Annotated in this window: 21 protein-coding genes, 5 tRNA genes and 1 pseudogene; 17 read left to right on the plus strand and 10 right to left on the minus strand. The window is 71.0% G+C overall.

All coding sequences use genetic code 11. The features are described 5' to 3' along the window. From B079_RS35730 to B079_RS0105120, 4 genes and pseudogenes are all read right to left on the minus strand, one after another. A pseudogene (locus B079_RS35730) lies at positions 1-131 on the minus strand (ATP/GTP-binding protein); the annotation flags it as partial. Continuing rightward, a complete protein-coding gene (locus B079_RS0105110) occupies positions 112-510 on the minus strand; it encodes a DUF742 domain-containing protein (RefSeq protein WP_018544705.1) in 399 nt (132 codons plus the stop codon). The pseudogene B079_RS35730 and the gene B079_RS0105110, both read right to left, overlap by 20 nt. Before the next feature lie 110 nt (positions 511-620). Next, complete coding sequence (locus B079_RS0105115; protein WP_018544706.1) at positions 621-1,034, minus strand: roadblock/LC7 domain-containing protein; 414 nt, start codon at positions 1,032-1,034, stop codon at positions 621-623. A gap of 9 nt (positions 1,035-1,043) precedes the next feature. Then, the gene (locus B079_RS0105120; protein ID WP_026248375.1) at positions 1,044-4,961 is read right to left on the minus strand and encodes a nitrate- and nitrite sensing domain-containing protein; all 3,918 of its coding nucleotides are present in this window, start codon (positions 4,959-4,961) and stop codon (positions 1,044-1,046) included. A 585-nt stretch (positions 4,962-5,546) separates the two neighbouring features. Here B079_RS0105120 and B079_RS0105125 point away from each other — a divergent pair. From B079_RS0105125 to B079_RS0105165, 9 genes are all read left to right on the plus strand, one after another. Next, on the plus strand, positions 5,547-5,729 hold the full coding sequence (locus tag B079_RS0105125) for a hypothetical protein (protein ID WP_026248376.1): 183 nt from the start codon (positions 5,547-5,549) through the stop codon (positions 5,727-5,729). Positions 5,730-6,151: 422 nt separating this feature from the next. After that, positions 6,152-6,937 (plus strand): fumarylacetoacetate hydrolase family protein, encoded by a 786-nt coding sequence (locus B079_RS0105130; protein WP_018544709.1) that lies wholly within the window; start codon positions 6,152-6,154, stop codon positions 6,935-6,937. After that, positions 6,930-8,411 (plus strand): glutamate--tRNA ligase, encoded by a 1,482-nt coding sequence (gltX, locus tag B079_RS0105135; protein ID WP_078495834.1) that lies wholly within the window; start codon positions 6,930-6,932, stop codon positions 8,409-8,411. The genes B079_RS0105130 and gltX overlap by 8 nt, the downstream gene beginning before the upstream one ends. Before the next feature lie 108 nt (positions 8,412-8,519). Further along, positions 8,520-9,191 (plus strand): DUF4241 domain-containing protein, encoded by a 672-nt coding sequence (locus B079_RS0105140; RefSeq protein ID WP_018544711.1) that lies wholly within the window; start codon positions 8,520-8,522, stop codon positions 9,189-9,191. A 180-nt stretch (positions 9,192-9,371) separates the two neighbouring features. Further along, a tRNA-Gln gene (locus B079_RS0105145) sits at positions 9,372-9,443 on the plus strand. Between the two features lie 38 nt (positions 9,444-9,481). Next, positions 9,482-9,554, plus strand: a tRNA-Glu gene (locus tag B079_RS0105150). A gap of 28 nt (positions 9,555-9,582) precedes the next feature. After that, positions 9,583-9,655 (plus strand) — tRNA-Glu (locus B079_RS0105155). A gap of 20 nt (positions 9,656-9,675) precedes the next feature. Then, a tRNA-Gln gene (locus tag B079_RS0105160) sits at positions 9,676-9,747 on the plus strand. Between the two features lie 28 nt (positions 9,748-9,775). Continuing rightward, positions 9,776-9,848 (plus strand) — tRNA-Glu (locus tag B079_RS0105165). An 80-nt stretch (positions 9,849-9,928) separates the two neighbouring features. On the opposite strand, the gene B079_RS0105170 is transcribed toward B079_RS0105165, so the two are convergent. Further along, entirely contained in the window at positions 9,929-10,573 is a 645-nt protein-coding gene (locus tag B079_RS0105170) for a MerR family transcriptional regulator (RefSeq protein WP_018544712.1), read from the minus strand. 144 nt (positions 10,574-10,717) lie between these two features. Between B079_RS0105170 and B079_RS0105175 the strand changes: the two genes are divergently transcribed. After that, positions 10,718-11,218: a DUF4188 domain-containing protein gene (locus B079_RS0105175; protein WP_018544713.1), complete on the plus strand. Its 501-nt coding sequence runs from the start codon at positions 10,718-10,720 to the stop codon at positions 11,216-11,218. An 85-nt stretch (positions 11,219-11,303) separates the two neighbouring features. Here B079_RS0105175 and ndgR read toward each other — a convergent pair whose 3' ends face one another. After that, positions 11,304-12,020: an IclR family transcriptional regulator NdgR gene (ndgR, locus tag B079_RS0105180; RefSeq protein WP_018544714.1), complete on the minus strand. Its 717-nt coding sequence runs from the start codon at positions 12,018-12,020 to the stop codon at positions 11,304-11,306. 196 nt (positions 12,021-12,216) lie between these two features. Here ndgR and leuC point away from each other — a divergent pair, with 196 nt between their 5' ends. From leuC to B079_RS0105200, 4 genes are all read left to right on the plus strand, one after another. Beyond that, on the plus strand, positions 12,217-13,647 hold the full coding sequence (leuC, locus tag B079_RS0105185; protein ID WP_018544715.1) for a 3-isopropylmalate dehydratase large subunit: 1,431 nt from the start codon (positions 12,217-12,219) through the stop codon (positions 13,645-13,647). A 19-nt stretch (positions 13,648-13,666) separates the two neighbouring features. Next, positions 13,667-14,260 (plus strand): 3-isopropylmalate dehydratase small subunit, encoded by a 594-nt coding sequence (gene leuD / locus B079_RS0105190; RefSeq protein ID WP_018544716.1) that lies wholly within the window; start codon positions 13,667-13,669, stop codon positions 14,258-14,260. A 265-nt stretch (positions 14,261-14,525) separates the two neighbouring features. After that, a complete protein-coding gene (locus B079_RS0105195; protein WP_018544717.1) occupies positions 14,526-14,756 on the plus strand; it encodes a hypothetical protein in 231 nt (76 codons plus the stop codon). Positions 14,757-14,895: 139 nt separating this feature from the next. Further along, the gene (locus B079_RS0105200; RefSeq protein ID WP_018544718.1) at positions 14,896-15,519 is read left to right on the plus strand and encodes an HU family DNA-binding protein; all 624 of its coding nucleotides are present in this window, start codon (positions 14,896-14,898) and stop codon (positions 15,517-15,519) included. Positions 15,520-15,654: 135 nt separating this feature from the next. Here the strand turns inward: B079_RS0105200 and B079_RS0105205 are convergent, their stop codons facing one another. After that, on the minus strand, positions 15,655-15,876 hold the full coding sequence (locus B079_RS0105205) for a hypothetical protein (protein ID WP_018544719.1): 222 nt from the start codon (positions 15,874-15,876) through the stop codon (positions 15,655-15,657). A 9-nt stretch (positions 15,877-15,885) separates the two neighbouring features. Beyond that, positions 15,886-16,536 (minus strand): 2-phospho-L-lactate guanylyltransferase, encoded by a 651-nt coding sequence (cofC, locus tag B079_RS0105210; RefSeq protein ID WP_018544720.1) that lies wholly within the window; start codon positions 16,534-16,536, stop codon positions 15,886-15,888. Positions 16,537-16,756: 220 nt separating this feature from the next. Between cofC and B079_RS0105215 the strand changes: the two genes are divergently transcribed. The 3 genes from B079_RS0105215 to B079_RS0105225 all read left to right on the plus strand — a co-directional run bounded on the left by B079_RS0105215 (position 16,757) and on the right by B079_RS0105225 (position 19,812). Continuing rightward, the gene (locus B079_RS0105215) at positions 16,757-17,572 is read left to right on the plus strand and encodes a lysophospholipid acyltransferase family protein (protein ID WP_018544721.1); all 816 of its coding nucleotides are present in this window, start codon (positions 16,757-16,759) and stop codon (positions 17,570-17,572) included. After that, positions 17,569-18,579 carry an NAD(P)H-dependent glycerol-3-phosphate dehydrogenase gene (locus B079_RS0105220; RefSeq protein ID WP_018544722.1) on the plus strand — a complete coding sequence of 337 codons (1,011 nt, stop codon included), beginning with the start codon at positions 17,569-17,571 and terminating at the stop codon, positions 18,577-18,579. The genes B079_RS0105215 and B079_RS0105220 overlap by 4 nt, the downstream gene beginning before the upstream one ends. 72 nt (positions 18,580-18,651) lie before the next feature. Further along, the gene (locus B079_RS0105225) at positions 18,652-19,812 is read left to right on the plus strand and encodes a D-alanine--D-alanine ligase family protein (RefSeq protein WP_018544723.1); all 1,161 of its coding nucleotides are present in this window, start codon (positions 18,652-18,654) and stop codon (positions 19,810-19,812) included. A gap of 7 nt (positions 19,813-19,819) precedes the next feature. Here B079_RS0105225 and B079_RS0105230 read toward each other — a convergent pair whose 3' ends face one another. Further along, a complete protein-coding gene (locus B079_RS0105230) occupies positions 19,820-20,338 on the minus strand; it encodes a DUF3515 domain-containing protein (RefSeq protein WP_018544724.1) in 519 nt (172 codons plus the stop codon). Positions 20,339-20,358: 20 nt separating this feature from the next. Beyond that, positions 20,359-20,592: an Lrp/AsnC family transcriptional regulator gene (locus B079_RS0105235; RefSeq protein WP_018544725.1), complete on the minus strand. Its 234-nt coding sequence runs from the start codon at positions 20,590-20,592 to the stop codon at positions 20,359-20,361. Positions 20,593-20,794: the final 202 nt, after the last annotated feature.

Genomic DNA, 20,794 nt, shown 5'->3' on the forward strand with positions numbered 1-20,794 from the left:
GCCTCGGTACGCAGCGGGTTGATCTCCGAGACGGCGCCCACGAACGTGGTCTTGCCCACGCCGAAGCCGCCCGCCACCACGATCTTCGCGGAGGTCGTGGCCCGCCCTCCGTCAGAGCTTGCGAAGTCCACTGAGCACCCTTTCGAGCAGCGTCACATCGGGAGCGCCGCCGTTGTTCTCGTCGCCACCCGGCTGGTGGATGGCGACCAGGCCGGCCTCGGCGAGGTCGGCGACCAGAATCCGGGCCACACCGAGCGGCATGGCCAGGAGCGCGGACACTTCCGCGACCGACTTCACCTCGACGCACAGCTGGCAGATGCGCTGGTGCTCCGGGAGCAGTCCCATGAGCGCTGCCGGGTCGGCCGTCGTGCTGATCAGCGCCTCGATGGCGAGCTGATAGCGCGGCCGAGTCCGGCCGCCGGTCATCGCGTACGGACGTACCAGCGGCTGGTCCCCCTCGTCGCCGTACGACTCCGCGTACGGATCATGAGAGGCGGTGGGCGGGGTCATGAATCCTCCGGGCGGGACAGCAGTTGGTCAGTCGTGCCGTCTGACGGGGCCGGTGGGGGGATTGTGGCGGCCGGACGGTTGTTTTGTGAGGTGGGTGGTGCCGGGGCGGGTCAGTGGAGCAGACTGCCTTGTAGTTCGGCGCGCAGATCCGGGGTGAGTACCGCACCCGCGCGGTCGACGAGCAGCGCCATCTCGTAGCCGACGAGACCGATGTCGCACTCGGGGTGGGCCAGGACTGCCAGGGACGACCCGTCCGAGACGGACATGAGGAAGAGGAAGCCGCGTTCCATCTCGACGACGGTCTGCGACACGCTGCCGCCCTCGAAGATCCGGGACGCCCCGGCCGTGAGAGAGGTCAGCCCGGAGGCGACCGCCGCCAGCTGGTCGGCGCGGTCACGCGGAAAACCTTCGGACATCGCCAGCAGAAGGCCGTCGGCGGAGACCACCACCGTGTGGGACACCCCTGGGGTGTTGTCCACGAAGTTGGTGATCAACCAGTTCAGGTTCTGTGCCGCCTGGCTCATCGGACTCAACTAACGCTCCTGCTGGTGAGTGGGGCTGGGAAAGCTGCCGGTCTGGCCGTTGCCGGCCTGGCGGCCCTGCGCGATGCCCCGGCGGAGATTGGTCAGCCGGCCACGCACGTCGTCGGGGGAGCGCGAAACCTGCGGACCGGTCTGGTTCTGCTGCTGCTGTGCGGTGCCCGGGACGAGGTTCGCCTTGGGCACGCGACGCGGCAGACCGGAGGTGGTGATGCCACCGGCCGCGGGCTGCCGTACGCGCTCGGCCTGCCGGACGATCTCGTCGTTCGGCGAGGTGCGCCAGGAGCCCGTGGTCGACGAAGGAGAAGCGGGAGCCGCGGAACGCTGCGGAGCCGGAGCCTGGGCGGGCGCCTGCTGAGCGGGCGGGGCCGCCGGAGCGGGGGCCTGCTCGGCCTCCTGCTGGCCGCCACCGTGGAACCAGTTGGTCTCCAGCGTGTCGTACAGCGGGGTACGGCCGTCACCGGCGCCGCCACCGGCCGGGGGCAGCGCCGCCCAGCCCTCGTTCGGCGCCTGGCGCTGCGGGGCGCTCCGGTCGGTCTCGGGGGCCGCCTGGCGCTGCGGGAACTGCGGGCGCTGGGCGCCGAAGTCCCCGTGACCGCCCTGCTGCGGACGCTCGAACTGACCGGTGTGCGGGCCGCTCGCGCCGTGGCTGCCGGGCAGCGCGTGCTGACCGGTGCCGCCCGCGTCGTAACCGCCGCCGTCGTACGCCTGCGGCGCCGCGAACTGGCCGGTGCTCTGCGGGTCCTGGCCGTTCGCCTGGCCGCCGAAGCCGCCGTTCTGCGCGTACGGGTCGTGACCGCCCTGCTGGGCGAACCGGTTGCCCTGCTGGGCGCCGGGACGCTGGAACTGCCCGGTGTTCTGCTGCTCGCCCGCGCCGGGGCGCGCGAACTGACCGCTGTGCTGCTGGTCGTTCATGCCGGGCCGCTGGAACTGGCCCGTGTTCTGCTGCTCATTGGCACCGGGCCGGGCGAACTGACCCGTGTGGTGCTGCGGGTTGCCCGCGCCGGGCCGGGCGAACTGGCCGGTGTGGTGGCCGTCGTTGGCGCCGTACAGATCCTGGCGCGGGAACTCGCCGGTGCCGGACGGGTCGTGCGCGTCGATGCGGGGCATCTCGGCGGTCGCGCCCGGGCCCTGGCGGTCGTCCACGCGCGGCATCCGCGCGGTGTGCGGGGCCTGCTCGTCGTGGCCGCGCGGGGCGTCCATCGCCGCACGGTTCTGCGGGGCGTCGCCCCACTCCGGGCCGCGCTGCTGCGGGTTGCCGCCGGGCAGCTCGGCACGCGGGCCGCCACGCGGCGGCAGCTGGGCCTGACGGCCCTGGCCCTGGTCGGCACCGCCACGCGGGGCGGCCGGACCACGGCCGCCGCCGAAGGCGTCCTGCTGCGGACCGCCGGGGTGCGCGGCCTGGAGACCCTGCGGGCCACCGGGCGCCTGACCGTTCTGACCGCCCGGCGCACCGGCACCGGCGGCCTGACGGCCCTGGAACGCGGCACCGGGGCCCTGCGCTCCGCGTCCGCCACCGGGACGGCCGCCCTGACCGGCTCCGGGCAGCGCCGCGCGCGGGCCCTGGCCCGCACCGACCTGACCGCGCGGCGCGGAGCCGCCGAGAAGTCCGCCACCGGCGGGAGCGCCGCCGAGGGCACCGCCCTGGCCGCCACCGCCCTTGTTCCGGCGAGCCGCAGCGGCACCCGCCGCGGCCTGCGCGGCGGCGGGACCGCCACCGGCGCCGGGGCCACCGGCCTTGCCGGGAGCGGGCTTCTTGCCGCCCTGGGCGACGTCGACGGGCAGCATGACCAGCGCGGTCGTACCACCGGAGTCGGACGGACGCAGCTGGATGCGGATGCCGTGTCGCTGGGACAGCCGGCCGACCACGAACAGACCCATGCGGCGGGAGACGGAGACGTCCACCGTGGGCGGCGCCGCGAGGCGCTCGTTGATCGCGGCCAGGTCCTCGGGGGAGAGACCGATACCGGTGTCGTGGATCTCGATCAGCACGCGGCCGTCGGGCAGCGCGTGACCGGTCACCTTGACCTTGGTCTGCGGGGAGGAGAACGAGGTCGCGTTCTCCAGCAGCTCGGCGAGGAGGTGCACGAGGTCGTTGACGACGCGGCCCGCGACCTGGGTGCTCGGCACCGAGGCCAGCTCGATGCGCTCGTACTGCTCCACCTCGGAGGCGGCGGCACGGAGCACGTCGACGAGCGGGACCGGGCGGGTCCAGCGTCGGCCCGGCTCCTCACCGGCGAGGACGAGCAGGTTCTCACCGTTACGGCGCATACGCGTCGCGAGGTGGTCGAGCTTGAAGAGCGAGGAGAGCTGGTCCGGGTCGGCCTCGCGGGACTCCAGTTCGGAGATGAGCGAGAGCTGACGCTGGATCAGACCCTGGGAGCGGCGCGAGAGGTTGGTGAACATCGCGTTGACGTTGCCCCGCAGCAGGGCCTGCTCGGCGNCCAGCCGGACCGCCTCGCGGTGCACGTCGTCGAAGGCCGCGGCCACCTGGCCGATCTCGTCGCTGGAGTGCACGCCGACGGACTCGACGGAGGTGTCGACGTCCTGCGGGTCGGACTCGGAGAGCTGCTTGACCAGCTCGGGCAGGCGGTCCTGGGCGACGCGGGTGGCGGTCTCCTGGAGGCGGCGCAGCGAGCGGATCATGGAGCGGGCCACGACGAAGGCGCCGACCAGCGAGACGCCGAGCACGAGCAGGATCAGCGCACCGGAGAGGATCGCCTCCTGCTCCGAGGTCGACTTCAGCTCACGGGCCTTCTGCTCCATGTCACCGAGCAGCTCGTGCTCGATGTTCTTCATCTGCTGGAGCTTGTTGGTGCTGTCGTCCAGCCAGTCGAGGTAGGAGCGGTTGGGCAGGTTCGCGAAGCCGTTGGGCGCCAGGGCACGCTTGGCGTACTTGTCGGCCGCCTCGATCTGCGGGCTGTCCCCCTCGATCGGTTCGAGAGTGGCCTCCGCGTCGGAGCCGTCGATCTTGCGGAAGATCTTGAGTTCGGACTGCTCGCTGTCGTAGGCCGACTCGCCGTAGAGGCGGTCGTTCGTGGAGAGCTTGCCCTTGCTGCTGGTGTTGGCGGGCAGCGCGGCGGCGATGACGGCCCGCTGCACCGAGGCGTACTCCTTGGCGCTGGAGAACGCGGACAGCGCGCGGGTGCGCTGGATCATCTCCGGGTTGCTGGTCGCCTCGGCCATGTCCTGGGAGAGGTCGATCAGCTGGGTGATCAGCCGGTGGTACGACTCGATGGTCTGGCTGGAGTTGCCCTCGGTGGTGTACGCGTCGCCGCGCACCTTGTTCAGGGTGTCCAGCTGGGCCACCAGGGCGACCACGGTGTCGCGGACACCCTTGAGGTTGCCGTCCTTGCTGGCCGCGTCGATCTGCTCGGCGGTGTCCTCGAAGTTGGTCTTCGCGCGGTCCGACTTGTCGCGGAAGCCCTTGAGGGTGAAGTTCGAGGCCTTGACGCCGTGCGACATCGGACCGGCGGACTGGTCACGTTCGTCCTGGAGCGCCGCGGCCAGCTCGGTGGCGCGCTGGGTCATCTCCGTCAGCAGCTTCATGTTGTCGAGCTGCTTGATGTTGTCCATCGAGTCGCCGATGCGCAGGCCACCGAGCGTGGTGGCCGCCACGACCGGCAGCGCCAGCAGCGACACCAGCCGGGTCGAGATGCGCCAGTTGCGCATCGCCAACCGCGAACCGGGGCCCTCGACGTCCTTGGCGGGCTTCACCGTCGGCGTCGGGGTCACCGAACCAGGCGTCCCCGACAGCGCGGACGCGCCCGGGCCGCCGGCGCGCTCACCGTTCTCGCCGGACGAGGCCGGAGTCGGGTTCTGGGCGTGCTGGGGCGAGGCACCGCGGCCGGTCCCGCCGTGCGGCTCCGGCTCGGCCGAAGCGCTGCCATCCCTCTTGAAACGTCCCTGCACTAGCGTCGCAACCTCTGGACCAGGCGCCCCTCCGCGCGAACGGCGGGACACGGTGTCGGCGTCTCGGAGAGCGCCCTGAATACGCCCCCCGTGTTGGTCTTGAAGTGACCGGCGCTGGATTCCCCCCTTGTTCGCACCGCCGCGCGGCGCAGTGTTCGCGCCCCCCGCGCCGGCTCGATCCTGCGGCGGTCCGTGGCATTCCAGCACAGTGCCGGATCTCCAACAAGGCACGTACCCCGAGCTGTGACCTAGGTGACAGCACGTGGCGGGTGGGACACGAAGCGTGTGAGTCGATCTCCCGCAAAGCGGGCGCATCCCGGCGAACCACCGACGGCCGACGGGTGTCCCAGTCGCCATGATCAGGAGCGGAATGGTGGCTTCAGATCACCAATGTCCGTTTCGGCATGCCGAATTGACGGTCGGGATTGACCGTTTTGTGCATGAGTAAGTGAGCAAACTCACACGTGATTCAGGCGTCGTTCACCTCGGTGGCGGTGAAACGCATGTTTAGCCTGACGCTTTACAGGATGAGCGGCTCTGCCCACCCGACCGCCCCCCACCACCCGAGGCCACAGGAAGACAACGGTGAAGACGACTCAGATGTTCCAGAAGACCGCCAACCCGCGCCGCACCACGCTGGCGCACCTGGAGGACGCCACCGAGCTGTGGGCGCCCGAGCCGCAGGAGCACACCGGCGAGCTGCCCGCGAGCACCGCCAACCCCCGGCGCACCATCCTGATGGAGCTGCCCGCCTCCGCCGCCGTCTGACGAGAGCCGCGGACCGCGCACTGAGCGCGGCCGGGAAGACCACGCACAGCCGTGTTCTTCCCGGCCGCGCTCAGTCATTTCCGGGCCGCCCCGACGCAGCGGACACGGCTCCGAAAACCGCTAATCCCGCACCCGTGGCCGCGCACCGCATTTTCCCCGCCGCCGACCGGAAAAGCCACGGAATTTCCCCGCGCCCCCGACGCGTACCCCGGACCCGCGTCCCGCCCCCGCCGGGTACGGCCCGGACCGGCGCCCCCTGCGGCCGGTGACCGCTCCCGGCCCGCCGAATTCGCAATTCCCCCGGCCCGCTATTCGGCGCCGATAAACTCCACCGCCGCGGGCCACCGGCGAACACCGTGCCGCCGGAGCGGTTAACCTGGGACGACAGTACGCCGGTTCTCAATGAGAGGCGCAGGAATCCCGTGCGCATCGCCAGGTTCTCCATCGACGGGAACGTAGCCTTCGGCGCGGTCGAGGGCGACAAGCAGGACGAGCTGGTCCTCGACATCATCAAGGGCATCCCGTTCGCCGACCACGAGCTGTCCGGGACCAAGGTCCCGGTGAGCAAGGTCAGGCTGCTCCCGCCGGTGCTCCCCAACAAGGTCGTGGCCTTCGGCCGCAACTACGCCGAGCACGCGAAGGAACTGGGCCACGAGGTGCCCGACGTCCCCTTCGCCTTCCTCAAGCCCTCCACCTCGGTGATCGGCCCGGGCGACGACATCCAGTACCCCTCCTTCACCGAGGACCTCCAGTACGAGGCCGAGCTGGCCGTCGTCATCGGCCGCATGTGCCGCGAGGTGCCCCGCGAGCGCGTCAAGGACGTCATCCTCGGCTACACGTGCGCCAACGACCTCACCGCGCGCGACGTGCAGCGCCGCGAGAAGCAGTGGGCCCGCGCCAAGGGCTTCGACACCGCCTGCCCGCTCGGCCCGTGGATCGAGACGGACATCGATCTCGCGCGCGCCAATGACCTCACCGTGCAGCTCACGGTGAACGGCGAACAGCGGCAGCTCGGCCGCACCAGCGAGATGATCCGTCCCATCGAGGACCTGATCGTCAACATCTCCGAGGCGATGACCCTGCTCCCCGGCGACGTCGTCCTCACCGGCACCCCCGCGGGCGTCGGACCCCTGAACGTCGGCGACGAGGTCGCCGTCACCATCGAAGGCATCGGCACTCTCACCAACAAGGTTGTCAAGCGTGGCTAGCGCACCTGCCCCCGTACGCGTCCGTTTCTGTCCCTCGCCCACCGGTAACCCCCACGTGGGCCTGGTGCGCACCGCCCTGTTCAACTGGGCCTTCGCCCGGCACAACGAGGGCACCCTGGTCTTCCGTATCGAGGACACCGACGCGGCCCGCGACTCCGAGGAGTCGTACAACCAGTTGCTCGACGCCATGCGCTGGCTCGGCTTCGACTGGGACGAGGGCCCGGAGGTCGGCGGCCCGCACGCGCCGTACCGCCAGTCGCAGCGGATGGACCTCTACCAGGACGTCGCGAGCAAGCTCCTGGACGGCGGCTACGCCTACCACTGCTACTGCTCCCAGGACGAGCTGGACACCCGCCGCGAGGCCGCCCGCGCCGCGGGCAAGCCCTCGGGCTACGACGGCCACTGCCGCGACCTCACCGCCGAGCAGGTCGAGGAGTACCGGGCGCAGGGCCGCGAGCCGATCGTCCGCTTCCGGATGCCGGACGAGACGATCACCTTCGACGACCTGGTGCGCGGCGAGATCACCTACCTCCCGGAGAACGTCCCGGACTACGGCATCGTGCGCGCCAACGGCGCCCCGCTGTACACCCTGGTGAACCCGGTCGACGACGCGCTGATGGACATCACCCACGTCCTGCGCGGCGAGGACCTGCTCTCCTCCACCCCGCGCCAGATCGCCCTCTACAAGGCGCTGATGGAGCTGGGCATCGCGCAGCGGATCCCGGCCTTCGGCCACCTGCCGTACGTGATGGGCGAGGGCAACAAGAAGCTCTCCAAGCGCGACCCGGAGTCGTCGCTCAACCTCTACCGCGAGCGCGGCTTCCTGCCCGAGGGTCTGCTCAACTACCTTTCCCTGCTGGGCTGGTCGTTCTCGGCGGACCAGGACATCTTCTCGATCGAGGAGATGGTCGCGGCCTTCGAGATCTCGGACGTGAACCCCAACCCGGCGCGCTTCGACCTGAAGAAGTGCGAGGCGATCAACGCCGACCACATCCGGCTGCTCGACGTGAAGGACTTCACCGAGCGCTGCGCGCCGTGGCTGAAGGCCCCGTTCGCGCCCTGGACGCCGGAGGACTTCGACGAGGCCAAGTGGCAGGCGATCGCCCCGCACGCGCAGACCCGTCTGAAAGTGCTCTCCGAGATCACCGACAACGTCGACTTCCTCTTCCTGCCCGAGCCGGTCTTCGACGAGGCGAGCTGGACCAAGGCGATGAAGGAGGGCTCCGACGCTTTGCTGCGCACCGCCCGCGAGAAGCTGGAGTCCGCGGACTGGACCTCGGCGGAGTCGCTGAAGGAGGCCGTCCTGGCCGCCGGTGAGGCCCACGGCCTCAAGCTCGGCAAGGCCCAGGCCCCGGTCCGGGTGGCGGTCACCGGCCGCACGGTCGGCCTGCCGCTGTTCGAGTCCCTGGAGGTCCTGGGCAAGGACACCACGCTGGCCCGGATCGACGCGGCGCTGGCGAGGCTCGCCGCGTAACGCGCGCCACACCCGGCGAGGGGCGGCATCCGGTCACCGGGTGCCGCCCCTCGCTGTCGGTGGCGGGGCCTACGCTGCGGGAGACTGATCCCGTGGAAAGGCGCCCTCATGCCGATGCCCGCTCGTGACTACACCTGGCTGTTCACCCCCGGAAGCGCGTTCGCGTACGAGGACTCCGGGCCGACCGGTGTGATCCACGTCGTGGACGGCGGGGAGCTGTCGCTGCCCACCGGCCGCGTGGTCGCCTGCGACCCGTTCGTTTATCTGGGCTCCGGCGACGTCGAGCCGTTCACGGTCACGGCCGAGCCGGGCCGCTACCGCGTCGAGGCGGCCGTGGCGACCCTCACCGGGCCCGGCGAGGAGCCCTCGGGCACCCCGCACCTGCGGGTGGCCGCCGCCCGCCTGGTCATACGCGACGAACCGGCCGCCACCTGGGAACCCGCCCTGCTCCCCGGCCAGGACCCCGCCGAACTGGGCGACGACGAGTTCTACGGCTACGGCGTCGACGCGGGCACCGGCTGCTTCTACGACGCGTCCGCCGACGGTGCCTTCCCCACGTGCGAGGGCGACGAGGGACCGCTCTGGGACGCCTTCGAGGACAGCGCGTGGGCCCCGGGGCCGCACCGGGTCGCCTCCCCGGACACCGGCCACGACCTGATCGCCTTCTCCTCCGGCTGGGGCGACGGCGCCTACCCGACCTGGATCGGCCGCAACGACCGGGGCGAGATCACCTGCTTCCTCACGGACTTCTTCGTGGTCCCGGACCCGGCGGCGTCCTGAGTCCGTCCTGGTCCGTCCCGAGCCCCGGCGAACTCCCCGCGCTGGTCCGTGGGGATACCCGTTTTGGAGCCCCGTCCACCTTCGGGTAATGTTCTTCCTGCGCCGAGGGGAACAGGCCGAAAGGCCGGGCCCCCAGCGCACAAACTAGAACAAGATCCCCATCCGGGGCTTGCGTTCCAGTGGCCTATGGTGTAATTGGCAGCACGACTGATTCTGGTTCAGTTAGTCTTGGTTCGAGTCCAGGTAGGCCAGCTCGCAGAGCTCATCTGCACCGCGGATCACATCCGCAAGCCCCCGTTGTGTAGCGGCCTAGCACGCTGCCCTCTCAAGGCAGTAGCGCCGGTTCGAATCCGGTCGGGGGTACTGGTTCCGATCACTCGGAATCGCTAGGGCCCCCGTTGTGTAGCGGCCTAGCACGCCGCCCTCTCAAGGCGGTAGCGCCGGTTCGAATCCGGTCGGGGGTACGACTGGTCTAAACCATCATTGGTCTATGGTGTAATTGGCAGCACGACTGATTCTGGTTCAGTTAGTCTTGGTTCGAGTCCAGGTAGACCAGCTCGGACCTGCGGAAACGCAGAGTCCAGGCCCCCGTTGTGTAGCGGCCTAGCACGCCGCCCTCTCAAGGCGGTAGCGCCGGTTCGAATCCGGTCGGGGGTACGCAGTTCGAAGGCCCTCCACTTCGGTGGGGGGCCTTCGGCGTATCCGGAGGCCCTGCGGGGAGGGCCCCGCGAGCGCCGTCACTTCCCCGTGAACCGGCGCCGCGACTCCTCCGCCTCGGCCAGCCGCCTGAGGCTCAGCAGCACCGGCTCGTACAGCACGGTGAGTGCCACCGCCGCCTCCATCTGCTCCTCCGCCGAGCCGCCGTAGCGCTCCACCAGGTCCAGATCGGAGCCGGCGATGTCGCCCATCGCCCGGCCGTACGGCTCCAAGTCCTCGACGGTGCACGGGTATCCGAGCCGGGTGAGTGCCGCGATCGCGCCCACCAGCATCCCGTAGGCGGGCGCCTCGGCGAGGCCTTCGCCATGACCCCAGCCGAGCCGGCGCACCAGTTCGCCGGCGCGCCGCTCCGCCTCGGCTGCCGCCGGGTCGTCCGCGGCGGGTGCGGGGCCGTGGGGGAGCGCCCAGACGGCGGTGCCCAGGCGCTCGTTGTGGTCGAGGCCCTCGTCCTGGAGCGCGGCGAGCACCTCGCGGGCCGAGGCCACCGTGATGCCGCCCACCTGGATGAGCGCCCGCACCAGACGCAGTCGGCGCAGATGCTCCTCGTCGTACTCCGCCCGGGTCGCCGTGACCCGGCGTCCGGCCGGGAGCAGCCCCTCGCGCAGGTAGTACTTGATCGTGGCCGTGGAGACCCCGCTGCGCTCGCTCAGCTCCGCCAGTCGCATATCCGCCTCGCCTTCGCGCTTCCTCTTGCGCCCTCCGTTGGAGAGTGTCACTATCCAAGCATGGATAGTTCAGCTATCCAATGCGTGCACGGCAAGAAGGACAGGCGAAAGACAGGCGAGACACCGACAGGGAGTGGGGACGTCATGAGCGAGCCGGTCGAGGGGCGTGTGACCGCCGCGGCGGAGGACGAGATCGTCGTCTTCCTCATCGGGCTGCGGATCAACAGCTTCACCGCGCTGCGGAGTTGGGTGCCCGCGGCCCGCGCGATGCGGCCGATGATCAAAGAGCTGGAGCGCGAGAAGGAGAACGGACTGCTGGGATACCAGGCCCTGCTGGGTTTTCCGCGGGTGGTGTACGTCGTGCAGTACTGGGAGTCCAAGGAGAAGCTGCTCGCCTACGCGTCGGCGCCGGACAAGGAGCACCGGCCCGCGTGGGGCGAGTTCAACCGGCGGCTGAGGCAGGGCAGGGGCAAGGTCGGCATCTGGCACGAGACGTACGTCGTACCGGCCGGGTCCTACGAGTCCGTGTACGTGAACATGCCCGCCTTCGGCCTTGGCGCGGCCACGGGTGTCGTGCCGGTGGGGCGGCGGGGCGAGCGTGCGGCCGAGCGGCTCGGCCTGAAGCGGGAGCCGTCGGCGCCGTGAGCGGTGTCCGGTGCGGGGAGGGCCTGCCGCGGCGTTGAGGCGGGCCCTCCCCGGCCGGTCCGGTGGAGAAGGCGGAGGGAAACGGTCAGCCCGAGCGGCGCAGCGCCTCGGAGAGACGGGCGGCGGCGTCGATGACCGCCTGCGCGTGCATCCGGCCGGGGTGGCGGGTCAGGCGCTCGATCGGTCCGGAGACCGAGACGGCGGCCACCACGCGGTTGGAAGGCCCCCGCACCGGCGCCGAGACCGAGGCGACGCCCGGCTCGCGCTCGCCGATGGACTGGGCCCAGCCGCGCCGCCGTACGCCCGACAGGGCCGTCGCCGTGAAGCGGGCGCCCTGGAGGCCCCGGTGCAGCCGCTCCGGCTCTTCCCAGGCCATGAGGATCTGCGCCGAGGAACCGGCCTTCATCGTGAGTGTCGAGCCCACCGGCACCGTGTCCCGCAGTCCGGACAGCCGCTCGGCCGCCGCCACACAGATCCGCATGTCGCCCTGGCGCCGGTAGAGCTGCGCGCTCTCGCCCGTCACGTCCCGCAGATGCGTGAGCACCGGGCCCGCCGTCGCCAGGAGACGGTCCTCACCGGCCGCCGCGGCCAGCTCCGAAAGGCGCGGGCCGAGGATGAACCGGCCCTGCATGTCCCGCGCCACCAGCCGGTGATGTTCCAGAGCCACGGCCAGCCGGTGAGCCGTGGGCCGTGCCAGTCCGGTGGCCCCGACCAGACCCGCGAGGGTGGCCGGACCGGACTCCAGAGCGCTCAGGACAAGGGCCGCCTTGTCCAGAACGCCGACGCCGCTACTGTTGTCCATGAAACGATACTCCCGTCTCACTCTGTGAAACGCAAGTTCAATTTTCTCCGGAACGCGCCACCCTTGAAGCACACGGCGGCCCGCGGACGGCGGGCCCGGTGTCGGACGCTCGTCTGCCCTCAAGATCACGGCGCGGGCGTCGCTTCCTCAGGATCTAGATGTGTCGGCGGGACCGTGGCCGGCCGGAGGGAAAGCGATGGGTAGGACACTCGCGGAGAAGGTCTGGGACGACCATGTCGTCCGGCGCGCCGAGGGCGAGCCCGACCTCCTCTACATCGATCTGCACCTGCTGCACGAGGTGACCAGCCCGCAGGCCTTCGACGGACTGCGCAAGGACGGCCGCCGGGTGCGCCGTCTCGACCTCACCATCGCCACCGAGGACCACAACACCCCGACCCTGGACATCGACAAGCCCATCGCCGACCCGGTCTCCCGGGCCCAGCTGGAGACGCTGCGCAAGAACTGCGCGGAGTTCGGCGTCCGGCTGCACCCGCTCGGCGACGTCGAGCAGGGCGTCGTCCACGTGGTGGGACCGCAGCTGGGCCTGACCCAGCCCGGCACCACCGTCGTCTGCGGCGACTCGCACACCTCCACGCACGGCGCCTTCGGCGCGCTCGCGTTCGGCATCGGCACCTCCCAGGTCGAGCACGTCCTGGCCACCCAGACGCTGCCGATGGCCCGCCCGAAGACGATGGCCATCACCGTCGAGGGCGAACTGCCGGACGGCGTCACCGCCAAGGACCTGATCCTCGCGATCATCGCCCGCATCGGCACCGGCGGCGGCCAGGGCTATGTCCTGGAGTACCGGGGCCCGGCCATCGAGAAGCTCTCGATGGAGGCGCGGATGACCATCTGCAACATGTCCATCGAGGCGGGCGCCCGCGCGGGCATGATCGCCCCCGACGAGACCACCTTCGCTTACCTCGAGGGCCGCGCCCACGCCCCCGAGGGCGCCGACTGGGACGCGGCGGTGGAGTACTGGCGGACCCTGCGCACCGACGAGGACGCGGTCTTCGACGCCGAGGTCGTCATCGACGCCTCCGCGCTCTCCCCGTTCGTCACCTGGGGCACCAACCCCGGCCAGGGAGCGCCCCTTTCGGCGCACGTCCCCGACCCGGCTTCGTACGAAGACGCTTCGGAGCGGTACGCCGCCGAAAAGGCCCTGGAATACATGGGGTTGGCGGCCGGGCAGCCGCTGCGCGACATCCGGGTCGACACCGTCTTCGTAGGTTCCTGCACCAACGGCCGCATCGAGGACCTGCGCTCGGCCGCCGAGATCCTGCAGGGCCGCAAAGTCGCCGACGGCGTACGGATGCTGGTCGTCCCCGGCTCCGCGCGGGTCGGTCTCCAGGCCGTCTCCGAGGGCCTGGACGTGGTCTTCAAGGACGCCGGTGCCGAATGGCGGTACGCGGGTTGCTCGATGTGCCTGGGCATGAACCCCGACCAGCTGGCGCCGGGGGAGCGTTCCGCCTCCACCTCCAACCGCAACTTCGAGGGCAGGCAGGGCAAGGGCGGCCGGACGCACCTGGTCTCGCCGCAGGTCGCCGCCGCCACCGCCGTCCTCGGCCATCTGGCCTCGCCCGCCGACCTGTCCGACGCCACCGCGCCCGCCGGTGCCGGAGTCTGAGAACCGGAGCCCGAACACCATGGAAGCCTTCACCACCCACACCGGCCGGGCCGTACCGCTGCGCCGGAGCAACGTCGACACCGACCAGATCATCCCGGCGCACTGGCTCAAGAAGGTCACCCGCGACGGCTTCGAGGACGGCCTCTTCGAGGCGTGGCGCAAGGACCCCTCCTTCGTCCTCAACCGCCCCGAGCGGCAGGGTGCCACGGTCCTGGTCGCCGGTCCCGACTTCGGCACCGGCTCCTCCCGCGAGCACGCGGTCTGGGCGCTGCAGAACTACGGCTTCAAGACCGTGATCTCCGCCCGCTTCGCCGACATCTTCCGGGGCAACTCGCTGAAGAACGGCCTGCTCACGGTGGTGCTCGACCAGAAGGTCGTGGACGCGCTGTGGGAGCTGACCGAGAGCGACCCGACGGCCGAGATCACCGTCGACCTCGAAGCCCGCGAGGTGCGCGCCGAGGGCGTCACCGCCTCCTTCGAACTGGACGAGAACTCCCGCTGGCGGCTGCTGAACGGCCTCGACGACATCTCCCTCACCCTGCGCGACGAGGACGACATCGCGGCCTACGAGGCGGAGCGTCCCGCCTTCAAGCCCCGGACGCTGCGGGGCTGATCCGCGGCCGTCCGGCAAGACAGGTTTCGGCCACCTCAACGTCCCCTCTGTACCCCCGATCACCACGATTGGGGGTACAGCCATGTCCGGGTCCTGACGCTCCCGGGACGACCGGCCGATTTCTCCAACTCCCTTTCATTCGCGCGTAGTTGCAGGTCAGAGAGCCTGCCGAAGGCGGGTCCGCGAAGGGCCCTCGCGCGGCACGCGGAGGCGGCAGTTGCCCCCTGCGCAGGCGACAACTCGCCCCAGATGGCACAATCTGTGCATGGAACGCGACGGCCAACTCGAGCTCTATGCGGTGGTCGCGGACCAGCTCAAGGAAGCGCACACAACCGTGCGCGCACTGCAAGTCCCGGAGGGCGTACGGATGGCGCTGACCCGGAAGCTGCTGGTCATCACGGCCATGGCCAAACACGATCTCGCCGGTGCGGCAAGGCGGCTGGAGCGGTTCACCGAAGACCTCGACGCGGGCCGAGTGCCCGAAGAGGACAACTGAACTCTCCGGAGAAAACGCCGATTCCGTTGCGGCACAAGGGTGAGAAGCCCGTTTCGTGTTTGATTTGCGGTATATATCTGCCTAACGTGCGAAAAAGCTTGAACACTTTCGTTCTGGCGATGTCTCCGAAGGGGAAGACGTGAACAAGGCGCAGCTCGTAGAAGCGATTGCCGACAAGGTGGGGGGCCGCCAGCAGGCCGCCGATGCTGTCGACGCGGTCCTGGACGCCATCGTCCGCGCCGTCGTCGCGGGTGACCGGGTCTCGGTCACCGGCTTCGGGTCCTTCGAGAAGGTGGACCGCCCCGCCCGCTACGCCCGTAACCCGCAGACCGGCGAGCGGGTCCGGGTGAAGAAGACCTCCGTGCCGCGCTTCCGCGCCGGTCAGGGTTTCAAGGACCTGGTGAGCGGTTCGAAGAAGCTGCCGCGCGGTGGCGAGGTCGCCGTGAAGAAGGCGCCCAAGGGCAGCCTCAGCGGCGGCGCTTCCGCGACGGTGAAGAAGGCCGCGGCCAAGAAGACCACCAAGGCCGCCGCCGCGAAGAAGGCCACCGCCAAGAAGGCGGCCCCGGCCAAGACCGCAGCCGCCGCCAAGAAGACCACGGCGAAGAAGGCGCCCGCCAAGAAGAGCGCGGCGACCGCCAAGACCGCCACGGCGAAGAAGACCACCGCCAAGAAGGCCCCGGCGAAGAAGGTCACCGCGAAGAAGGCGCCCGCGAAGAAGTCGACGGCGCGCAAGACCGCCGCCAAGAAGGCCACCGCCCGCTAGGCGTCAGGCCCGCTGGGCCGGCCAGGACGCCCGAGGGCACCACACACGCCGGGCCGGACTCCCACCGGGAGTCCGGCCCGCGGTGTGTCCCCAGGGAAGGGCGTGCCCACCGGGAAGGGTGTGGCCACGGGGAATTCAGAACGTCTGGAGCGTCACCAGCGTGATCCGGCGCCCCTCGGACGCCCCTTCGGCGCCCTGGGCCGTCTCGGTCTCGATCCGCACCCGCTGCCCCGGCCGCAGCAGCCGCAGCCCGCCCGCGTCGAACGCCGCCGCGTCGAAGGGCAGCGGGGTGCCGTCGTCCAGCAGCACCTGTCCGCTGCGGGTTTCGGGGTCGTACGTGTAAGCGGTCGCCTGCATGACGGCAGCCTACTGGCCGGGTGCGGGCACCGCCGAAGGCCGCAGCGCCGCCGCCTCGGCGGTGTAGCGGCCCACCCCGAGCGCGAGTGCCGCCCGCAGATCCGCGCCCGTGTCCACGTCCTGCCGTACCGAGTCCACGTCCGCGAGCAGCAGTTCCGCCGCTCCCGAGGCGCGGTGCCGGTCGCGGGAGGCGCCGCCGAACGCGGGCGCCAGGGTGTGACCGGGCGCCGCCGTGAGCAGCGTGGTGCCGATCCCGGCCGCGTCCGCGAGGAAGGCGCGCGGGAAGGCGGCGGCGGCCTCCAGCACCCGGGCCAGCTCCGCCGGGCGCAGCGCGGGCAGATCGGCGTTGAGCGCGGCGACGGCGGCACCGGGCGCAGCGGCGCGCACCGTGGCCGCACCGTGCGCCAGCGCGGCGTTCAGACCGCCCCCCGGCGCGTCCGGGACGATCCGCGCCCCCAGCGCCGCCAGTTCCCGGGCGGCCACCGCGTCGTCCGTGACGACCGCCACACCCTTCACTCCCGCACACGCCAGCACCGCCGCCACCGTGTCCCGCGCGAACGCCAGGACCAGTCCGGCCCGCACCCCGTCGGGGACGGCCGCCGCGAGCCTGCTCTTGGCCTGCGCCAAGGGTTTCAGGGGGATCACCAAGGTCCACTGCACCGGCGTACCGTCCCTCTCTCGTCGCGATCATTGTCACCCGCGGACCCGGGAGTCTTCCGTCCGGCCGGTTTTGGGGGAATGCTGTGAAGCCCCGTCCGGGGGCGGTGCGTACTGACGTGCGGGCGTACGGTGTTCTCGACAGACCGGCGGCCTCAAGTGAAACTTGTGCGACCACCGGCCGAGATGACGGCCCTCAGAGGCCCTGGAGGAAGGTGTCCGCGTGTCCCGCCGCAGAATCGGCTTCTGGTACCGCTTCGCCGCGGTGATCTGCAAACCGCCGCTGGCGGTTCTGATCAAGCGTGACTGGCGTGGAATGGAGCACATTCCGGCCGAGGGCGGATTTATCACCGCGGTGAACCACAATTCACACGTCGACCCCTTCGCGTACGCGCACTATCAGTACAACACCGGCCGGGTTCCGCGATTCCTCGCGAAGAGCGGCCTTTTCAAGAAGGGATTCGTGGGCGCCGCGATGCGCGGCACCGGACAGATCCCCGTGTACCGCGAGAGCACCGACGCGCTGAGCGCGTTCCGCGCCGCGATCGACGCCGTGGAGCGCGGCGAGTGCGTCGCCTTCTACCCCGAGGGCACCCTCACCCGCGACCCCGACGGCTGGCCCATGACCGCCAAGACCGGTGCCGCCCGCGTCGCCCTGCAGACCAAGTGCCCGGTCGTCCCCGTCGCGCAGTGGGGCTGCAACGAACTCCTGCCGCCCTACGCGAAGAAGCCGAACCTCTTCCCGCGCAAGACCCATCACGTCCTGGCCGGGCCGCCCGTCGACCTCTCCCGCTTCTACGACCGGGAGATGACCGCCGACCTGCTCAAGGAGGCGACCGAGGTCATCATGGCCGCCGTCACCCGCCAGCTGGAGGAGATCCGCGGCGAGAAGGCGCCCGCCACCCCCTACGACCCGCGCCGCGAGCGGATCGAGCAGCGCCGCAGGACCCGCGCCCAGTCCGGCACGGAGACGACGGCCGTCAAGGAGCCCGCTCCCGCCGCCGAGGCCGCGCGTGGTGAAGGGGGGAGCGGCAAGTGAGCACTCCCGTCCGCGCCGCCGTCATGGGCACCGGCTCGTGGGGCACCGCCTTCGCGATGGTGCTCGCCGACGCGGGCTGCGAGGTGACCCTGTGGGCCCGCCGCCCCGAGGTCGCCGAGGTGGTCAACTCCACGCGCACCAACCCCGACTACCTCCCCGGTGTCGAACTCCCGGACACTCTGCGCGCCACCTCGGACGCCGCCGAGGCCCTGCGGGACGCGGACTTCACCGTCCTGACGATCCCCTCCCAGACGCTGCGCGCCAACCTCGCCGAGTGGGCCCCGCTGCTCGCCCCGCACACGGTCGTCGTCTCCCTGATGAAGGGCGTCGAACTCGGCTCCGCCATGCGGATGAGCGAGGTCGTCGAGGACGTCGCGAAGATCCCGGCCGAGCGCGTCGCGGTGGTCACCGGACCCAACCTCGCCCGTGAGGTGGCCGCGCGGATGCCGGCCGCCGCCGTGGTCGCCTGCACCGACGAGGCCGTGGCCCGGCGGCTCCAGGCGGCCTGCCACACGCCGTACTTCCGGCCGTACACCAACACCGACGTGATCGGCTGCGAACTCGGCGGCGCGGTCAAGAACGTGATCGGGCTCGCGGTCGGCATCGCCGACGGCATGGGCCTCGGCGACAACGCCAAGGGCTCGCTCATCACGCGCGGCCTCGCCGAGACCACCCGGCTCGGCATGGCGCTGGGCGCCGACCCGCTCACCTTCTCCGGTCTCGCCGGGCTCGGGGACCTGGTCGCCACCTGCTCCTCGCCGCTCTCGCGCAACCACACCTTCGGCACCAACCTCGGCAAGGGCATGACGCTCCAGGAGACCATCGCGGTCACCAAGCAGACCGCCGAGGGCGTCAAGTCCTGCGAGTCCGTGCTCGATCTGGCCCGCCGCCACGGTGTCGAGATGCCCCTCACCGAGACGGTGGTCGACATCGTGCACGAGGGCAAGCCGCCGGTGGTCGCCCTCAAGGAGCTGATGTCGCGCAGCGCGAAGCCCGAACGGCACTGAGCGACACGGCCCCCGAAGACGCCCCGGTCAGCGCTGTCGCCATGGGGTACTAACGGGTACGCTCATCGCGATATGAGCACCGAGAACCTCCCCCAGAGCCCCGAGCCGCAGCAGCCGCGCAAGCCGCGGGTGGCCGTCGTCTTCGGCGGTCGCAGCTCCGAACACGGGATCTCCACGGTCACCGCCGGCGCCGTCCTCGGTGCCGTCGACCGGACCAAGTACGACGTCCTGCCCATCGGCATCACCCGGGACGGGCGCTGGGTGCTGACGGCCGACGAGCCGGAGCGCATGGCCATCACCGACCGGCGCACCCCCGAGGTCGCGGACGTGGCCGAGTCCGGCGAGGGCGGTGTGGTGCTCCCCGTCGACCCGGCCAACCGCGAGGTCGTCTACGCCGAGCCCGGCGCGGTCCCGAAGGCGCTCGGCGAGGTCGACGTTGTCTTCCCGGTGCTGCACGGCCCCTACGGCGAGGACGGCACCCTCCAGGGTCTGCTCGAGCTGGCCGGTGTGCCGTACGTCGGCTGCGGTGTGCTCGCCTCGGCCGTCGGCCAGGACAAGGAGTACATGAAGCGGGTGTTCGCCTCCTTCGGGCTCAAGGTCGGCCCGTACGTGGTGATCAGGCCCCGCGAGTGGGAGCGGGACGAGTCCGCCGCCCGCAAGAAGATCGTGGACTTTGCGGGGGAGCACGGCTGGCCGCTGTTCGTGAAGCCCGCCCGTGCGGGCTCCTCCATCGGCATCACCAAGGTCGACGGCCTGTCCGGCCTGGACGAGGCGATCGCGGAGGCCCAGCGCCACGACCCGAAGATCATCGTGGAGGCCGCGCTGACCGGCCGCGAGATCGAGTGCGGGGTCCTGGAGTTCGAGGACGGGCCGCGCGCCTCCGTCCCCGCGGAGATCCCGCCGCCGAGCGCGCACGCGTACTACGACTTCGACGCCAAGTACATCGACTCCACGCCCGGTGTCGTCCCGGCGCCGCTCACCGACGAGCAGACCGCGGAGATCCAGCGGCTCGCGGTCGACGCGTTCGAGGCGGTCGGCTGTGAGGGGCTGGTCCGCGCGGACTTCTTCCTCACCGAGGACGGCGAGTTCGTCATCAACGAGATCAACACCCTGCCCGGCTTCACGCCGATCTCGATGTACCCCAAGATGTGGGAAGCCTCCGGCATCTCCTACCCGGAGCTGGTGGACCGCCTGATCCAGGCGGCGCTGCGGCGCTCCACCGGGCTGCGTTAGCCCGACCTCAATGCCGCATGGAGGCGATCCCCTCGGGGATCGCCTTCTTCACGGCCGGGGCCAGGGCGATCAGTGCCGGTGAGGCGTCGTCCGGGCCCGACAGACCGCGCAGGGTCAGCTCCACGTAGGCGCGCCGGTTGGCCGTGGTGAACCGCCAGACGCCGTCGCCCTGTTTCTCCATCAGCCAGTCCACGCCCTCGACCCCGCCCGCGATCGCGTTCGGGTCGTTTCCCTGGGCCACCTCGGGGTCGATCATCTTCGGCGGCCGGACCACCCCGCAGCGCAGTATGATCGCCGAGCCTCCCCAGCCCGCCGTGTACACGGACCGGGGACCGGGGTCGCTGCGGCGCTCGCCGTCCACCTTCCCGGGCAGCACCTCGTGCAGCTTCCGGCACAGGGGGGCGGTCCGCGCGTCGGGGCGGGGAGCCTCGACCGAACCGCCGTCGTGCGCCGGGGAGCAGCCCGCGACCGCGATCAGCAGCGCGGGCGCGAGCAGGCCGAGGGACCGGTGACGGAAGAAGTTCACCGGCCAAGGGTAGACGGGGGCTACAGATGGACGACCGGGCAGGTCAGGGTGCGCGTGATGCCGTCCACTTGCTGGACCTTCGCGACCACCATCCGACCCAGCTCGTCGACGGTGTCGGCCTGCGCGCGCACGATGACGTCGTACGGACCGGTGACGTCCTCGGCCCGGATCACTCCGGGAATCTTGCCGATCGTCTCGGCGACGGCCGACGCCTTGCCGACCTCCGTCTGGATCAGGATGTACGCCTGTACCACGGAACCTCCAGGGTGCGGCCACGAGGATCATGTGGGGGAAAGGAACGCCACGGTATCGCGTCGCCGGTCCTCGCGGGGAGACCTCCGCGACCGGGGCCGCGTGCCGGGGTGCGAGCGGGACGAAAGTTGACGGCCGGAGTCCCCGGGAGGGCCGTCCGGACCGTATCGGGGACACTGAAGACGCGACCGGGCACGGACGGGC

Origin of the sequence: Streptomyces sp. LaPpAH-108 (assembly GCF_000373625.1) — a bacterium.
Taxonomy (GTDB): Bacteria; Actinomycetota; Actinomycetes; order Streptomycetales; family Streptomycetaceae; genus Streptomyces.